This window comes from Niallia sp. Kr1 (assembly GCF_050389805.1).
GTDB lineage: Bacteria > Bacillota > Bacilli > Bacillales > Cytobacillaceae > Bacillus_BD.
This window is the reverse complement of the sequence record NZ_CP130945.1, coordinates 3,604,013-3,620,175: the sequence shown is the minus strand read 5'-3', so window position 1 is coordinate 3,620,175 and position 16,163 is coordinate 3,604,013. Positions and strand designations below refer to the sequence as shown.

Here is a 16,163-nt window from a genome sequence, read left to right as displayed (position 1 = left end):
TTCCTATTTTTGGAAGATGTCCACTATACATATTGTAATAGGGGCTGAAGTCATTTATGGAAAAAACATTTCTAATGGTAAAACCAGATGGAGTACAACGCAATTTAATTGGTGAAATCGTTTCGCGTTTTGAGAAAAAAGGTTTTCAACTGGTTGGTGGGAAATTAATGAATATCCCAAAAGAACTAGCTGAAGAACACTACGGTGAGCACAAAGAGCGACCTTTCTTTGGTGAGTTAGTTGACTTTATCACATCTGGACCAGTATTTGCGATGATCTGGGAAGGAGAGAATGTGATTGCGAATGCACGTCAAATGATGGGTGCGACTAATCCAAAAGATGCAGCACCTGGTACCATTCGCGGAGATTTTGGTGTAACAGTCGGGAAAAATGTCATTCATGGTTCTGACTCACCAGAAAGTGCGGTTCGTGAAATCGGTTTATTTTTTAAAGAGGAAGAATTAGTTCAATATAATAAATTGATGAGCCAATGGATTTATTAATATGAAACGGCACTTGATACATTCAAGTGCCGTTTTTATATAAAGTGAAACTTCCATCGGGGGGACTATTTCTCCCAATTGGGTAATTGAGACCTGTGTGTTGTACGCACAGACGTTGCCACAGGGACATTTAGTTTACGGTTATTCCTTTGGTCTATATGGAGTTGATCTCCCACCTGACTTCTATTTCTACATATGTATTATCTAAAGTGAAGTTACTACCCGTTATTGTGGATAATTAGACATTTTAATAAATGGATGGAAAAGAGCATCCCTTTTGTACTATACTAAAGTTATCCTAATAAGGGAGTAGAGAAATGTCTAATGATTATCAACAGTTCATTATGCAAATTAAATCGAAAACAGGAATTGATTTAGCTTTATATAAAGAGGCGCAGATGAAGAGGCGATTAACTTCTTTATATGAAAAAAAGGGGTTTTCCTCCTTTCAAGCTTATTTTCAGGCATTGAATCGAGATTCGGAATTGTTATATGAATTTTTAGATCGAATGACGATTAATGTCTCTGAGTTTTATCGAAATTATAAACGTTGGGAGGTTTTAGAAAAAGAAATATTACCAAGAATGTTGAAGCGCGTCGGAAATCCAAAAATTTGGAGTGCAGCATGTTCCACAGGCGAGGAGCCTTATACAGTTGCGATGGTTTTGTCAAAATACCTACCACTACATAAAATCAATATATTAGCGACTGATATTGATGAAAAGGCGATAGCGCGTGCAAAGTTGGGAATTTATCCAGAGCGTTCTCTCCATGAAACCCCTGAGGAAATGAAGAAAAAATTTTTTATCCGTGATGGTAATCAATACCGGATTTCAGATCAAATTAAAAGTGCCGTCCATTTTAAAAAGCATAACCTATTAGCAGACTCATATGGTTCTTCGTTTGATTTAATTATATGTCGAAATGTCCTTATATATTTTACAGAAGAGGCAAAAGACCACATCTATCATAAGTTTTCAAAATCGTTAAACAAAGATGGGATTCTGTTTGTTGGTAGTACTGAACAAATTTTTAACGTAAACAAATATGGATTGGAAGTGGAAGATACTTTTTTCTATAAAAAGTTATAATGAACAACCATATTTGCTTTTCTAAAAAAATATAGGAATATTTTTAAAAACTTACTATTCTAATTTTGTTGGATATGTTATATTGATACATAATCCTTTAATGATGTGAAGGGGGAAAGAAAAATGAGATATTTGACAGCGGGGGAATCACACGGCCCGAAATTAACAACCATTATAGAGGGACTACCAGCAGGGATGCCTCTATTACAAGAAGATATAAATGAACAATTAGCGAGAAGACAAAAAGGATATGGTCGCGGTCGAAGAATGCAAATTGAAAAGGATACGGCTGAAATTACAAGTGGTGTGAGACATGGCTTGACATTAGGATCACCTGTCGCGTTAGTTGTTGAAAATAATGACTGGAAGCATTGGGTTAAAATTATGGGCGCTGAGCCCTTTGAAGGAAATGAAGAGGATATTAAGCGTAAAGTCACAAGACCACGACCAGGTCATGCTGACTTAAATGGTGCTTTGAAATATGGACACCAAGATATGCGTAATGTACTAGAACGTTCATCTGCTAGAGAAACAACGATTAGAGTAGCTGCTGGTGCAGTTGCTAAGAAACTGCTTTCCCTTCTCGGAATTGAAGTAGCATCACATGTCGTTGAAATTGGTGGAGTAAAGTCAAACGTTTCTTCATATGAATCGATTCAAAGTTTAAGAGAAATCACTGAAGAATCTCCTGTTCGTTGTTTAGATGCAAAAGCTGGAGAAGATATGATGAAAGCGATCGATTCAGCGAAAGAAAATGGCGATTCCATTGGTGGGATTGTTGAGGTAATCGTTGAAGGGATGCCTGCAGGTGTAGGCAGCTACGTTCATTATGACCGAAAAATTGACGCAAAATTAGCATATGCGATTTGTAGTATTAATGCTTTTAAAGGGGTTGAATTTGGCATTGGTTTTGATGCAGCCCATATCCCTGGAAGCCAAGTGCATGATGAAATTATCTGGTCTGAAGAAAGAGGATTCTACCGTAAATCTAACCGCTTAGGTGGATTAGAGGGTGGAATGACAAATGGGATGCCTCTAGTGATAAGAGGGGTTATGAAGCCAATTCCTACATTGTATAAACCTCTTCAAAGTGTTGACATTGAATCAAAAGAGGTTTTTAGTGCAAGTGTTGAACGTTCGGATAGTTGTGCGGTTCCAGCTGCAGCTGTCGTTGCAGAAAATGTTGTTGCATGGGAGCTTGCTGCTGCGATCGTAGATCAATTCTACAGTGATCGTTTTGAAACGTTGAAAGAAGTGGTGGATCAACAACGTAAATATGCGAGGGAATTTTAATGATTAAAAGTGTGGTAAAAACGCCATTGAAATCCTACCCAGTTTTTATTGGTCCTGGGGCAATTGCTGAACTACCCGTTTTTATTCGTAGCCACTTTCAACAATTAACCAAAATCATGATTATTACAGATGAAAAGGTTGGCGAACTATATCTTTCAGACGTGGTTTCATTACTAGCTGACTTTCAAATTGAAACGATGATTGTACCAACTGGTGAAAAAGCCAAAACCTTTGACGTGTACTATGAGTGTCAAGGGGCGGCATTAAATGCCGGGCTTGACCGCCATTCTTTAATACTTGCTTTAGGTGGAGGAGCAGTTGGCGATTTGGCAGGTTTTGTGGCAGCTACATTTATGCGTGGAATCCCATTTATCCAATTGCCCACAACCATTTTGGCACATGATAGTGCAGTAGGTGGTAAGGTCGCCATTAATCATCCGATGGGTAAAAATATGATCGGCGCCTTTTATCAACCAGAGGCTGTCATTTATGATACTCAGTTTTTAGAAAGTTTACCGCAGCATGAAAAACGGTCTGGCTTTGCTGAAGTGATCAAGCACGGTCTAATTCAGGACATATCCTTCTATCATTGGTTGAAGGAACATATTACGACATTAGACCATATCGAAGAAGAAGATCTTGTGACTTTTTTAGCTAGAGGAATCGAAATTAAAAGTGCGATTGTTGGTGAGGATGAAAAAGAAACCGGTGTTAGGGCCTATTTGAATTTTGGTCATACACTAGCTCATGCTATTGAAGCGGAATTGGGCTATGGCAAGCTTACACATGGTGAAGCAGTTGTTATCGGTATGCTATATGCCTTGCAATTAAGTGATAAATTTGCCGGTCTAAATATGAAAACGGAAGAATTATATTCATGGCTTCATCAGCTCGGCTATCAAACGGAGTTACCAAACGGATTATCTTTTGAGGCATTAATAAAACGAATGAAAAGCGATAAAAAATCAATACATGGTCAAATCAGGTTTGTTTTATTAAACGAAATAGGGATACCACAAATTTATGAATTAACAGAAGAAATAATTTTAGAAGAGCTCAAGCAATTTAGTAGTTAAGCAAAACGCTTGTGCTATTCTAATGGGAGGGGATTTTTTGCAGTTTCGAGGAGTCCGTGGAGCAATTACCATAAAAGAAGATACAGAAACAGAAGTATTACAGGCTACGGATCGATTATTTCGAGAAATGATTGAAGCAAATGAGATCGAGCCAGAACAGGTGGCCTCTGTGTTTATTTCTGTAACAGATGATGTTACAAATGCATTCCCAGCCAGAGCAATGCGAGCTATTGATGGATGGAGCTATGTACCTGTTATGTGTATGAAAGAAATGTCGGTTCCAAATGCTTTGCAAAAATGTATCCGCGTGATGATGCATGTTAATACCAGAAAAGGTCAACGGGAAATTCAACATATTTATTTAGAAAAAGCAGTTTCTTTACGACCAGATTTAGTAAAAAAAACTAATCATGACTAATGAAAGTTGAGGTGGATGATGATGCAATGGAAGGAACAATTATTGACTTTAACTCCATATCAGCCAGGAAGACCGATTGAATCGGTAAAACGTGAATATGGTCTTGAGCATATTGTAAAACTGGCTTCTAACGAGAATCCTTTCGGTGCATCACCAAAGGCTGTTTCAGCTTTAAAGGATGCTGCCGTTAATTTTGCAATATATCCAGATGGATATGCTACTAGATTGCGAGAGGCTATGTGTGAATTTTTGAATGTGGACGAAAATCAGTTGATTTTCGGGAATGGCGCCGACAATCTGATTCAGATTGTCTCTCGTTCCTTTTTGGTTCCAGGAAAAAATACAGTAATGGCAAATCCAACTTTTTCACAATATAAACACAATGCCATTATTGAAGGAGCAGAAATCAGAGAAGTACCGTTAGTAGATGGTCAACACGACTTAGATTCTATGCGTTCGGCTATCGATGAGAACACGGCAGTTGTATGGGTATGTAGTCCAAATAACCCTACAGGCATACATATTTCAAGAGATAAGCTCGTGTCGTTTCTAGACAATGTTCCAAAAGAAACACTAGTGGTCATTGATGATGCCTATCATGATTATGTGGTGGCTGATGATTTTTATGATGCCGTTGAATTTGCAAAAAAACATTCGAATGTGATTGTGTTAAGAACATTTTCTAAAATTTATGGACTTTCAAGTCTTCGAGTCGGTTATGGTGTAGCGCACCAAGATATTATACGGGCGTTAGAGCCTGTAAGAGAGCCGTTTAATGTAAATACATTTGGACAAATCGCTGCAATGGCTGCATTAGAGGATGGAGCCTATGTAGAAGAATGTCGACAAAAGAATCGAGACGGTATTGCTCAGTTTGAACAGTTTTGTAAGGAAAAACAATTAGGTTATTATCCGTCACAAGCAAACTTTATTTTGATCGATTTTGGAACAAGTGGAGATGAAGTATTCCAATATTTACTTCAACGAGGATATATTGTTCGTTCTGGGAATGCACTTGGTTTTCCAACATCTGTAAGGGTTACCGTTGGATCTACTGAAGAAAATAATGGAGTTATTGAAGTTATGAAGCAATATTTACAAGAAAAAGCATCAATCTCTCAATAAAAACCATTCCGTTATAAATGAATATAGTTTAAGTTTTGAAGTTAGATTAGTGTTTAGCTCCTGTGCCTAGCTCCTAGTGGACTTCCCATTTCTTCCGCAACGATTGCGTCAACATCGATTCGCACTTTCGTGTTCATCGTGATTTCTTTATCCCAAGGGGGGCATCGACTAAATCCGCCACGTCCTATGGCGAACGTAGATGTCTACACATCTAGTGCAAGTCAGTCCATACAAAGCTGGGCAAGGCGCTTCCGCTATTCTAATAACAATGCGAAAAGGTGGTGACCGATGTTTTGAGGGGCCGAGTTTTTGTAATTGGGTTAGGCCTGATAGGTGGTTCGCTCGCATTGTGTATCAAAAGGGAGCATGGGGACTGTCAAATAACCGGGTATGATATTTATAAAGAACAAGGAAAAATAGCAAAAATGCTCGGTGTTGTAGATGAATTGGTGGATAGTATAGAAGAAGGGGCAAAAAATGCTGATCTTATACTAATTACAACACCTGTAGTGGAAACTGAGCGTATACTGGATTTACTTTATGAAATACCTTTAAAAGACAAAGTACTGATAACGGATGCGGGAAGTACGAAGGCTGAGATCGTTAAAAAAGCAGAAAAATTAGCAACAAAAGGAATAACGTTTATTGGAGGACATCCAATGGCGGGTTCTCATAAAAGTGGTGTTTCTGCCGCAAGAGCCATTCTATTTGAGAATGCGTTTTATTTATTGACACCAGATAAAAATGTAAAAGAGGAAAAACTGATCCAACTGAAAGAATGGTTAAAGGGAACAAAGGCTAAATTCCTTGTTGTATCCCCCTATGATCATGATTTGTTGACAGGGGTCATTAGCCATTTTCCTCATATTATTGCCGCCTCTCTTGTCCATCAGGCTAAAAAAACGAGTAATGAGCAAAGTTTAGTTCCTCGATTGGCAGCTGGTGGATTTAAGGATATCACAAGAATTGCTTCAAGCAGTCCAGGAATGTGGAGAGATATTCTCTTACATAATAAAGAGGTATTATTAGAGCAATTGAAACAATGGCAATTGGAAATGCAAACCGTTGTTAGTCTTCTTCAATCAGAGGATGGAGATAAAATCTATCAGTACTTTGAAGAAGCGAAGAGATTCAGGGATGAACTTCCGCAACAACAAAAAGGTGCAATTCCAGCATTTTATGATTTATTTGTCGATGTGCCAGATTATCCTGGTGTTGTATCAGAAGTTACGGGCTACTTGGCTAAAGAAGAAATTAGTATCACGAATATCCAAATTAGAGAAACAAGAGAAGATATCATTGGAGTACTTGTAATTAGTTTCCAAACAGAAGAAGATCGTACCCGTGCAAAAAAATGTATTGAGCATTATACAAACTTCGAAACATCAGTTGGACCATGACATTTTGCCTATGCAAAGAAAGGTGGAACATATGGGTACACAAGCCTTAAAATATAACCAAAATTCATTAAATGGAGAAATTGTTGTCCCAGGTGATAAATCAATCTCTCATCGCTCAGTTATGTTTGGTGCCATTGCTGAAGGGCAAACCACTGTAACTGGTTTTTTATTGGGAGAAGATTGTTTAAGTACGGTTTCATGCTTTAGACAGCTTGGAATTGAGATTGAATTAGATAAAGACAAATTACTGATCCATGGGAAAGGTTTCAAGGGACTTAAGGAGCCAAATGAAGTATTAAACGTTGGCAATTCAGGAACCACCATTCGCTTATTAATGGGAATTTTAGCGGGACGCCCTTTTCATTCTACCTTGATAGGAGATGAATCGATCGGAAAAAGACCTATGACAAGGGTGACAAATCCTCTCTCTCAAATGGGGGCTAGAATTGATGGGAGACAAAATGGAGAATACACTCCGTTATCAATTAGAGGTGGAGAAACGAAAGGGATTACCTACCATCCCCCTGTTGCAAGTGCGCAGGTAAAGTCATCCATTCTTTTGGCCGGGTTACAGGCTGAGGGAACAACTACAGTAATAGAACCGGAGAAATCCCGGGATCATACAGAACGAATGATTCGTCAATTTGGCGGTAAAGTGGAAGAAGATGGTTTGCGTGTTTCTGTTATAGGTGGTCAAACATTAAAGGGAACCACCATCCATGTGCCAGGAGATATTTCATCTGCGGCTTTTTTCCTTGTAGCAGGTGCCATTGTCCCAAATAGTTGTATTACACTAAAAAATGTTGGTTTAAATCCTACTCGAACTGGGATTATTGATGTCATGCAGGAAATGGGTGCTGATTTAACGATAGATGTTAAATCTGAAGATCCAAATGTTGAACCGGTTGGAGATATTACGATTAAAACCTCAAATCTAAAAGGAACAACCATTGGTGGGGACATCATCCCACGTTTAATCGATGAAATCCCGATTATTGCTTTGCTTGCTACTCAGGCTCAAGGGGAAACGGTTATTCAGGATGCACATGAGCTAAAAGTAAAAGAGACGAACCGGATTGATACTGTTGTAAATGAATTATCAAAACTAGGTGCAAAGATCTCAGCCACAGAGGATGGAATGATTATTCAAAGTAGTGGTACCTTGTCTGGTGGAACTGTTTCTAGCCATGGAGACCATCGTATTGGAATGATGCTTGCCATTGCTGCATTACTAAGTGATCAGGAGGTTTTCCTAGAAGATAAAGAAGCAATCTCTGTTTCATACCCTCAATTTTTTGAACACTTAAATCAATTATTAATAAACGAATAAATAAAACTGCATTTTATGCAGTTTTATTTTTTTGGGTTTTGCTAAAGGGATCATAGTAGAAGGGACAAAGACTCACGGGAGTAGCAGACAAACTAAGATATCGTTGCAACGAAATGTCATGGTGTCATAGAATGAGCAGAGCGGAAAGCAAAGTGTTGAATCGAAATCAACAAAAATGTCTGATGAGGCTGTTTTTTTAATTATATAGATTGTTTTTGTTATAATGGAACATACACAAGTTTGGATCTATGGAAATCCTCAAACCTTAAATAGTGAATTGGAAAGAAAGGGTCTTAAATATGGATATCGTGAATAAAATAGTCACACAATTAGAAAATGGTTTATATGAACAAGCATTAGAAGAGGTTCAAAAAATATTGAAATCTGGATCAAATGAGGAAAAGTTTTTAGTAGCTGAACAAATATATAAATTTGGTTTTATTTCAGAAACGAAAGAATTAATAAAGCAACTCTTAATGGATTATCCGAATGAAGGTGAACTCATCATCTTGCTTGCCGAAATTTTAATGGAGGAAGGTGATGAAGAAGCAGCTATCCTTGAATTAGAAAAAATTTCAGTGGCTGACCCAAGTTACCCTGAAGCTCTTCTCCTCCTTGCAGACCTTTTTCAAATGGAAGGACTTTACGAAGTAAGTGAACAGAAAATATTAAAAGCAAAGGAACTTTTACCGAATGAAGTGGTAATTGATTTTGCATTAGGGGAATTATATTCAGAAGAAGGGAAATTTATCGAAGCCATTCGTTGTTATGAAAAAGTTCTTGAAAAGGAAGAGACGGTGGCAGGGGTTAATGTGAATCAAAGAATTGCAGATGCGATGAGTGCTGGCGGTGCTTTTGAAGAGGCTTTACGTTATTACGAAAAAGCGATTAAAGAAAGAGTGGAACTGAATACATTATTTAACTATGGTTTTACAGCATTGCAAGCTGGTTTTAATCAAAAAGCAATTGAGCAATTTCTCCAATTAAAAGAGCTTGATCCAGAATATTTCTCCTTATATATGAATTTAGCTCGAGCCTATGAACGAGAAGAAGACTTAGTTAAAGCCTATGGAGTCATAAAAGACGGAATCAAATATGATGAATTTAATAAGGATCTTTATTTTTATGGTGGGAAACTAGCCTTAAAAACGGGTAACGAGGATGAGGCTGAAACGATGCTGAGGGAAGCTCTTGCATTAGATCCCGAATTAATCGAAGCTGCACGTACTTTAAATAGCTTATTTATTCTTCAAGAAAGATATGGAGATGTGCTAGAAATCATTAGTTTTGTCGGAGTGGAAGAAGATCCTCAATTTTTATGGGATGAAGCTTTAGCTTATCAAAATCTTGAGGAATATTCACAGGCATTAAATAGCTATGAAAGAGCATATACATTCTTTAAAGATACTTCAGATTTTTTAGCGCATTATGGATATTTTTTAATGGAGGAAGGGAATCGAGAGAAAGCCGTCGAAGTGTTTAGTAAGCTGATTAAATTGGAACCTGATAATGAAGAATTTTTTAGTGTTTGGCAAAGGCTGTCAGAAGACATTAGTTCCTATTAAAAGACATAAAGATTGTTCAATCCAGTGTTCTTAATATTCATGATTTGTCAAAGTGTAAAAAATTACTTGCTAAATAGCAGAGGAGGGTAACCTATAGATGAACGCCCCTGTATCTGTCAATGAGAAAAAAGACTTTATTCGCTGGTTTTTAAATCATTACCAATTGAAAAGACGCGAGTGTGTTTGGATTTTGAACTATTTAATGAGTCATGATCAATTAATGGAAAAAGTTCATTTTGTTGAGCAAGCTCAATACTGTCCAAGAGGGATCATTATGTCCGCACATTGTGTAGATGAAGTTCCATTCCGCTTTTATAAGGAAAATGTGATGACAACAGATGCGGAGAAATCTTTTCACGACATTCGTTTAAATCGGGAGGAAGATATTTATATTCAATTAAACTTCCGCGCTTCTAATAAAGCCCCACAGTTTGCGGCTGTCTTAGAAGAGAATCCGTTTATGCCAAGAAATCTCCGAATAAGTGATAAGGAACGCCAATTAGCTGAGAAGTTCTTAATCAGTAGTATTGAAAAATTTCAAAAAGATAAGCTTCTAAAACAAATTGACGAAGCGTTAGATAATAAAGACCAAGAGTCCTTTAACAGATTGACAGCTCAATTAAAAGAACTCATGAATGGTTAAATGACCTGTTATGATGACAGGTCTGTTTTTTTGCTCTAATGCTGAAAAAGATTCAGTATAATTGTTTTTTACGAAAAATATGTTAGAATATAAAGAAAATACAGAAAAGAGGAAGCGGCTTTGAAGTGGACAGGCGAAGATATGGACATGTTTACAAGGGCGAAAGAATATATTGATACAGTGATTTTACCTTTATGTCCAGTATCCTTTCAGGAAAACCTGGATAGAACCGTTGAAATGACCGATTATATTTCCTTTTTAGTACATCCGCTCGAGAAGCAATTTAAAGGGCGACTGTTATTACTTCCCAGTTTTACATACTTAAAACCTAAAGAAGGGGATCTTCCTATAGAGTTATTATTGAACTGGGAAGAGGAACTACGAGCTAGCGGATTTAACTATATTTTTTACTTAACAAGTGATCAGGAATGGCAAACAAAAGAATCGGCTTTAAATGGTTCCATCGTATGTATGCCTTCAGTACCTATTAGAAAGCATGATCTAAACGATCGAAATACTATACTAGAAGATCAAGTGAAACAAATTCGGTCGTTATTCACAGAAAAATGGCAACAAAGCAAACAGGTGTGATAAAAATAACTATAATTTTCTGATTTTATTGACCTTACTGAAATATTGATATATTATTGAAATTGTCCTAGTAAGAAAATTTTGTTAATTACAAATTGTTTTAGGGGGGAGATGTATGAGCAAAAAACGTGTCTCTAGACGTCAATTTCTAAATTATACGTTAACAGGCGTAGGCGGATTTATGGCTGCTGGGATCTTAATGCCAATGGTTCGTTTTGCCGTTGATCCAGTACTACAACATTCTGGAACGAGTGATTTTATTGCTACACCACAAAAGATAAGTGATATTACAAATGTTCCAACACGAGTTGATTTTACTTTTGAACAAAAAGATGCTTGGTATGAATCCGAAGTATCTAATTCAGCATGGGTTTACAAGGATGAAAATGGTGAAATTGTAGCGCTCTCACCAGTATGTAAGCATCTAGGATGTACGGTTGACTGGAATACGGACAAAGCTGAACATTTTTATTGTCCATGTCATGGAGGTCTATATACGAAGGATGGTACAAATGTAAAAGGTACACCACCGATTGCTCCACTAGATGTTTATCCGATTCAAGAAAAAGACGGATACCTTTATTTAGGTAAAGCAGAACCACGAGGGGGTGCTTAAACATGTTAAATAAAGTATATGATTGGGTGGATGAACGTTTGGATATAACTCCGTTATGGAGAGATATTGCCGATCATGAGGTTCCAGAGCATGTAAACCCTGCGCACCATTTCTCAGCATTTGTTTATTGTTTTGGGGGACTTACTTTCTTTATAACCGTTATACAAATTCTATCCGGTATGTTTTTAACGATGTACTATGTACCAGATATTAAAAATGCATGGGAATCCGTTTACTATTTACAAAATGAAGTGGCATTTGGACAAATTGTACGTGGGATGCACCACTGGGGCGCGAGTTTGGTAATCGTTATGATGTTTTTACATACATTGCGGGTATTTTTCCAAGGCGCCTATAAAAAACCAAGAGAATTAAACTGGATCGTCGGTGTTCTTATATTCTTCGTCATGCTGGGACTAGGACTAACTGGATACTTGCTTCCATGGGATATGAAAGCGTTGTTTGCAACAAAGGTTACGATTCAAATTGTTGAATCCGTTCCATTTATTGGGGAGTATCTTAAAATACTCTTAGCAGGTAGTTCTGATATTGTCGGGGCACAAACGATTACTCGCTTCTTTGCGATTCATGTGTTCTTCTTGCCGGCAGCACTATTTGGTTTAATGGCTGCTCACTTCTTAATGATTAGAAAGCAAGGAATCTCTGGACCACTATAATATGAAAATATGAATCTATGTTCTCTAAAGGGGAGGGAGAATATTCATGCATCGCGGAAAAGGAATGAAGTTTGTTGGCGATTCACGAGTCGCTGAAAATAAAAAACCGAATATTCCGAAAGATTATTCGGAATATCCAGGAAAAACAGAGGCGTTTTGGCCAAACTATTTACTGAAAGAATGGATGGTTGGCGCTGTATTCCTAATTGGCTTTTTATGTCTTACAGTAGCGCATCCATCTCCGCTAGAAAAAATTGCAGACCCAAGTGATACTGCTTATATACCAATGCCTGACTGGTATTTTTTATTCTTATATCAATTATTAAAATACAGTTATGCATCAGGTCCATATAATGTTATTGGTGCACTAGTCATTCCAGGTTTGGCATTTGGAGCTCTTTTGCTTGCTCCATTTATTGATCGAGGACCTGAAAGACGACCAACCAAAAGACCTCTAGCAACAGGATTCATGCTATTAGCTGTTGCCGGCATTACCTATTTAACTTGGGAAGCTGTAGATAATCATGACTGGGAGGCTGCAGCAGAGCAAGGGAAAATCGTTGCAGAAGCAGAAATTGATACGACTGCAGAAGGCTATCAAATTTTTGAAGCAAATGGATGTATCAGCTGTCATGGTAATCAACTTGAGGGGTCTGCCGCCGCACCCCCACTGATTGATACGGGATTGACACCAGCGGAAATTGCTGATATCGCTAAGAATGGAACAGAAAGCGGTAAAATGCCAGCAGGTTTATTTACAGGTACAGATGAGGAATTAGTAAAACTATCTGAATTTATTTCTAGTATTGAAAGTAAATAATTCAAAGAAAGAAGCTGAATTTCTGTCTCAGCTTCTTTCTTTTTGTTTGAGGGAATATGATATGATAGTATCATGTAATTTGAGATAGAGATGAGGAATTTAGCTATGAAACAAATTTATCCTTTACTTGGGAACCGTACCTTTTTATGGCTGTTATTAATCATTAATACCTTTGGAACCATTTATGGTTATGAATGGTATGGATGGCAACTAGAAGATACCCCAACCATCTTTTTACCATTTGTCCCCGATAGTCCAACAGCAAGTTTATTTTTTGTATTCGTATTAATTGCCTTTTTAATGAAGAAAAATTGGGCGCTTATGGAAGCCCTGGCAATCGTTACGCTCTTTAAGTACGGAGTTTGGGCGGTTGTTATGAACTTTCTCGTGTTTATTGAAACAGGGCAAATGAGTTTGTCTGCATGGATGCTAATTTTTTCACATGCTGGTATGGCGGTCCAAGGTCTTTTATATGCACCTTTTTATCGATTTAAGGTATGGCATCTTTTAGTTGCTGGGGTTTGGACCTTACATAATGACGTGATTGATTATGTCTTTTTTATGATGCCACGTTATAGTGTGCTTGATCAATTTACCCCGCAAATTGGTTATTTTACATTTTGGTTAAGCATCTGCTCCTTACTTTTAGCTTATTATTTTTGTATTAGAAAAAATCGATATCAATTACATATACCAGCCATATCAGGCAATAACATTTCAACCAAGCACAAATAAATTAGGATGTGTATAGGTTGGAGCTCAAGTTTATGAACAAAGACGAATACGACTTCAAAAGTTTGGTGTGACCAGCAACTCATTGGTCTCAACTAAACATAAGAGCGTATGTCGACTACTCTACAGTTGGAAGTTTTACTTTATTGGTCTAACCTTGTCCAATCTCTCATACATTGGTAATAAATGAGGGGGGACAAGCATGAGATCCAAAAGCTGGATTGTCTTTTTGATGTTTTTCTTACTATTACCTAATCTAGTATTTGCAAATGAGCCAGCAACGCAGATTGATCAATTAAATGAATTGTCTGATGAGGCGCTTCAATTAACGAAATCACATAGATACGAGGATGCAAAAGTCATCTTAGAAGCTTTCTCCGAAAAGTTTTCATCCGTAACCATTAAGGAACAGACCTTTTCGATGGATGAATTAAGAATTGTGACGATTGCTCATAATGAGGCAGTTGAAGCTACTACCAATGCAACAATGGATCCGGAAGAAAGAATTAATGTGGTCACGAAATTCAGACTCGTTATTGATGCGATATCTGGCTCAAGTGAGCCGCTGTGGACTCAAATGGAAGCACCTGTGATGGCTGCATATGATGAAGTGAAAAAAGCAGCCATCAATGGAGAAAAAGAAGATTTTCATCATCATTTAAACTCATTTTTAGCTTTATATGAAATGATTCACCCTAGTATGACGGTCGATGTTCCTATTGAAAAAATACAGCAGTTGGATACAAGAATTCAATTTATTGATCAATACCGGATGGATGTCTTAAACAAAGATCAGTCAAAACAAGAGCTGTTTCACATTGAATCGGAATTATTATCTGTTTTTAATTATTTAGCAACGGAAGATGAAACGGATCCTTCATTGTGGTGGGTGATCATTTCAACAGGAAGTATTATTGTATTGACGTTATCCTATGTCGGTTGGCGAAAATACAAAGGTGAAAGGGATAAAAGTAAAAATCATTCCAGACAATAATAAACGACCGTTTATAACCTCAAATTCATCTTTTTATTTGACAGCGGTAATCGCTACCTTCTAAAATGAAATTATGATGATAATAAGTTGAATGGAGGAAACTATAATTGTATTTAATTTATTTTGCGATTGTCTTGATCATTCCGATTTGGGCTCAATTGCGTGTGAAGAAGGCCTATAAAAAGTATTCACAGGTACCTTCGTCTTCTCAAATGAGGGGTGCAGAGGTTGCTAGACGAATCCTTGATGAGAATGGTCTTTACCATGTAAACATTGAAGAAGTAGGTGGAGTGTTATCTGATCATTATGATCCTAGATCAAAAACAGTTCGTCTTTCCTCTGATAACTATCACGGTCATTCGGTAGCTGCAGCTGCTGTTGCAGCACATGAAGTGGGTCATGCGATTCAGGACCAAGAAGCGTATAGCTTCTTAAGACTTCGACATACCCTTGTTCCAGTAGCTAATATTGGTTCCAACTTTTCATGGATCTTAATTATCATTGGTTTTATATTAGGTGCAAGTAACTTTGTACTTTTAGGGATTTTATTTATGTTAGCGGCCGTTCTATTCCAACTCGTTACATTACCAGTGGAATTTAACGCTTCTAGTCGTGCAATGGATCAAGTTGTTGCACTTGGTGTCATCAGAAACGACGAAGAAAGAGAAACTAAGAAAGTATTAAATGCTGCAGCTTTAACCTATGTAGCTGCTGCTGCAATAGCTGTATTAGAATTGCTTCGCTTAGTGATGATCTATACAGGAATGCAAAGCGACGATTAAAAAAAGGATAGACGATGTCTATCCTTTTTTGTTTTTCTTACAATGTATGAGTTTTCAGGAGTCGCGCGAACACTTCGGCTTTTCTAGAAAAAAGTTGTAAAATTGGATGAGTTTAGCTAACATGAAAGAAGTAAATGTACTTTGATTTTCATCATTAGAGGTGAATAAGATTGTCAAATGATAAAACCGTAAAGGAATTGCAAAAAGAAGTAGATGCGTACATAAGTCAGTTTAAAGAAGGGTATTTTAGTCCCCTAGCGATGACAGCTAGATTGACTGAAGAATTAGGGGAGTTAGCTCGCGAAGTTAATCATTACTATGGCGAAAAACCTAAAAAACTTTCGGAAGAAGCAAAAACAATTGAGGAGGAAATGGGTGATTTATTATTTGTCCTCATTTGTTTTGCTAACTCCTTACATATTGATTTGGAAGAAGCCCATAATGTAGTTATGAGAAAATTTGCAACAAGGGATAAAGACCGATGGACAAAAGTGGAAGAAAAGTGAG

The 16,163-nt window shown here is 37.3% G+C and carries 18 protein-coding genes; all 18 read left to right on the top strand.

All coding sequences use genetic code 11. The features are described 5' to 3' along the window. Positions 1-56: 56 nt before the first annotated feature. Positions 57-503: a nucleoside-diphosphate kinase gene (ndk, locus tag Q5760_RS17685; protein WP_428908933.1), complete on the top strand. Its 447-nt coding sequence runs from the start codon at positions 57-59 to the stop codon at positions 501-503. Positions 504-820: 317 nt separating this feature from the next. Continuing rightward, positions 821-1,594: a CheR family methyltransferase gene (locus tag Q5760_RS17680; protein WP_428908932.1), complete on the top strand. Its 774-nt coding sequence runs from the start codon at positions 821-823 to the stop codon at positions 1,592-1,594. Positions 1,595-1,717: 123 nt separating this feature from the next. Then, entirely contained in the window at positions 1,718-2,887 is a 1,170-nt protein-coding gene (aroC, locus tag Q5760_RS17675; RefSeq protein WP_428908931.1) for a chorismate synthase, read from the top strand. Continuing rightward, the gene (aroB, locus tag Q5760_RS17670; protein WP_428908930.1) at positions 2,887-3,963 is read left to right on the top strand and encodes a 3-dehydroquinate synthase; all 1,077 of its coding nucleotides are present in this window, start codon (positions 2,887-2,889) and stop codon (positions 3,961-3,963) included. Before aroC ends, aroB begins: the two co-directional genes overlap by 1 nt. A gap of 37 nt (positions 3,964-4,000) precedes the next feature. Next, positions 4,001-4,381, top strand: coding sequence for a chorismate mutase (gene aroH / locus Q5760_RS17665; protein WP_428908929.1), 381 nt, complete (start codon positions 4,001-4,003; stop codon positions 4,379-4,381). Positions 4,382-4,402: 21 nt separating this feature from the next. Further along, positions 4,403-5,506, top strand: coding sequence for a histidinol-phosphate transaminase (gene hisC, locus Q5760_RS17660; RefSeq protein WP_428908928.1), 1,104 nt, complete (start codon positions 4,403-4,405; stop codon positions 5,504-5,506). 293 nt (positions 5,507-5,799) lie between these two features. Beyond that, complete coding sequence (locus Q5760_RS17655) at positions 5,800-6,906, top strand: prephenate dehydrogenase (RefSeq protein ID WP_428908927.1); 1,107 nt, start codon at positions 5,800-5,802, stop codon at positions 6,904-6,906. A 31-nt stretch (positions 6,907-6,937) separates the two neighbouring features. Next, on the top strand, positions 6,938-8,236 hold the full coding sequence (aroA, locus tag Q5760_RS17650; protein WP_428908926.1) for a 3-phosphoshikimate 1-carboxyvinyltransferase: 1,299 nt from the start codon (positions 6,938-6,940) through the stop codon (positions 8,234-8,236). Between the two features lie 299 nt (positions 8,237-8,535). Next, positions 8,536-9,801: a tetratricopeptide repeat protein gene (locus tag Q5760_RS17645; protein WP_428908925.1), complete on the top strand. Its 1,266-nt coding sequence runs from the start codon at positions 8,536-8,538 to the stop codon at positions 9,799-9,801. Positions 9,802-9,898: 97 nt separating this feature from the next. After that, positions 9,899-10,444 carry a ReoY family proteolytic degradation factor gene (locus Q5760_RS17640; RefSeq protein WP_428908924.1) on the top strand — a complete coding sequence of 182 codons (546 nt, stop codon included), beginning with the start codon at positions 9,899-9,901 and terminating at the stop codon, positions 10,442-10,444. A 120-nt stretch (positions 10,445-10,564) separates the two neighbouring features. Continuing rightward, on the top strand, positions 10,565-11,035 hold the full coding sequence (locus Q5760_RS17635; RefSeq protein ID WP_428908923.1) for a DUF2487 family protein: 471 nt from the start codon (positions 10,565-10,567) through the stop codon (positions 11,033-11,035). Between the two features lie 115 nt (positions 11,036-11,150). After that, positions 11,151-11,651: a ubiquinol-cytochrome c reductase iron-sulfur subunit gene (locus Q5760_RS17630; RefSeq protein ID WP_428908922.1), complete on the top strand. Its 501-nt coding sequence runs from the start codon at positions 11,151-11,153 to the stop codon at positions 11,649-11,651. 2 nt (positions 11,652-11,653) lie between these two features. Then, the gene (gene qcrB, locus Q5760_RS17625; RefSeq protein ID WP_428908921.1) at positions 11,654-12,328 is read left to right on the top strand and encodes a menaquinol-cytochrome c reductase cytochrome b subunit; all 675 of its coding nucleotides are present in this window, start codon (positions 11,654-11,656) and stop codon (positions 12,326-12,328) included. 46 nt (positions 12,329-12,374) lie between these two features. Then, positions 12,375-13,148 (top strand): c-type cytochrome, encoded by a 774-nt coding sequence (locus tag Q5760_RS17620; protein ID WP_428908920.1) that lies wholly within the window; start codon positions 12,375-12,377, stop codon positions 13,146-13,148. A gap of 105 nt (positions 13,149-13,253) precedes the next feature. Continuing rightward, positions 13,254-13,883 carry a DUF1405 domain-containing protein gene (locus Q5760_RS17615; RefSeq protein WP_428908919.1) on the top strand — a complete coding sequence of 210 codons (630 nt, stop codon included), beginning with the start codon at positions 13,254-13,256 and terminating at the stop codon, positions 13,881-13,883. A 199-nt stretch (positions 13,884-14,082) separates the two neighbouring features. Then, positions 14,083-14,874, top strand: a complete 792-nt coding sequence (ypjB, locus tag Q5760_RS17610) for a sporulation protein YpjB (RefSeq protein ID WP_428908918.1) — start codon at positions 14,083-14,085, stop codon at positions 14,872-14,874. Between the two features lie 107 nt (positions 14,875-14,981). Further along, the gene (locus Q5760_RS17605; RefSeq protein ID WP_428908917.1) at positions 14,982-15,656 is read left to right on the top strand and encodes a zinc metallopeptidase; all 675 of its coding nucleotides are present in this window, start codon (positions 14,982-14,984) and stop codon (positions 15,654-15,656) included. Positions 15,657-15,826: 170 nt separating this feature from the next. Continuing rightward, positions 15,827-16,162: a nucleotide pyrophosphohydrolase gene (locus Q5760_RS17600; RefSeq protein ID WP_428908916.1), complete on the top strand. Its 336-nt coding sequence runs from the start codon at positions 15,827-15,829 to the stop codon at positions 16,160-16,162. The last annotated feature ends 1 nt before the right edge of the window (position 16,163 follow it).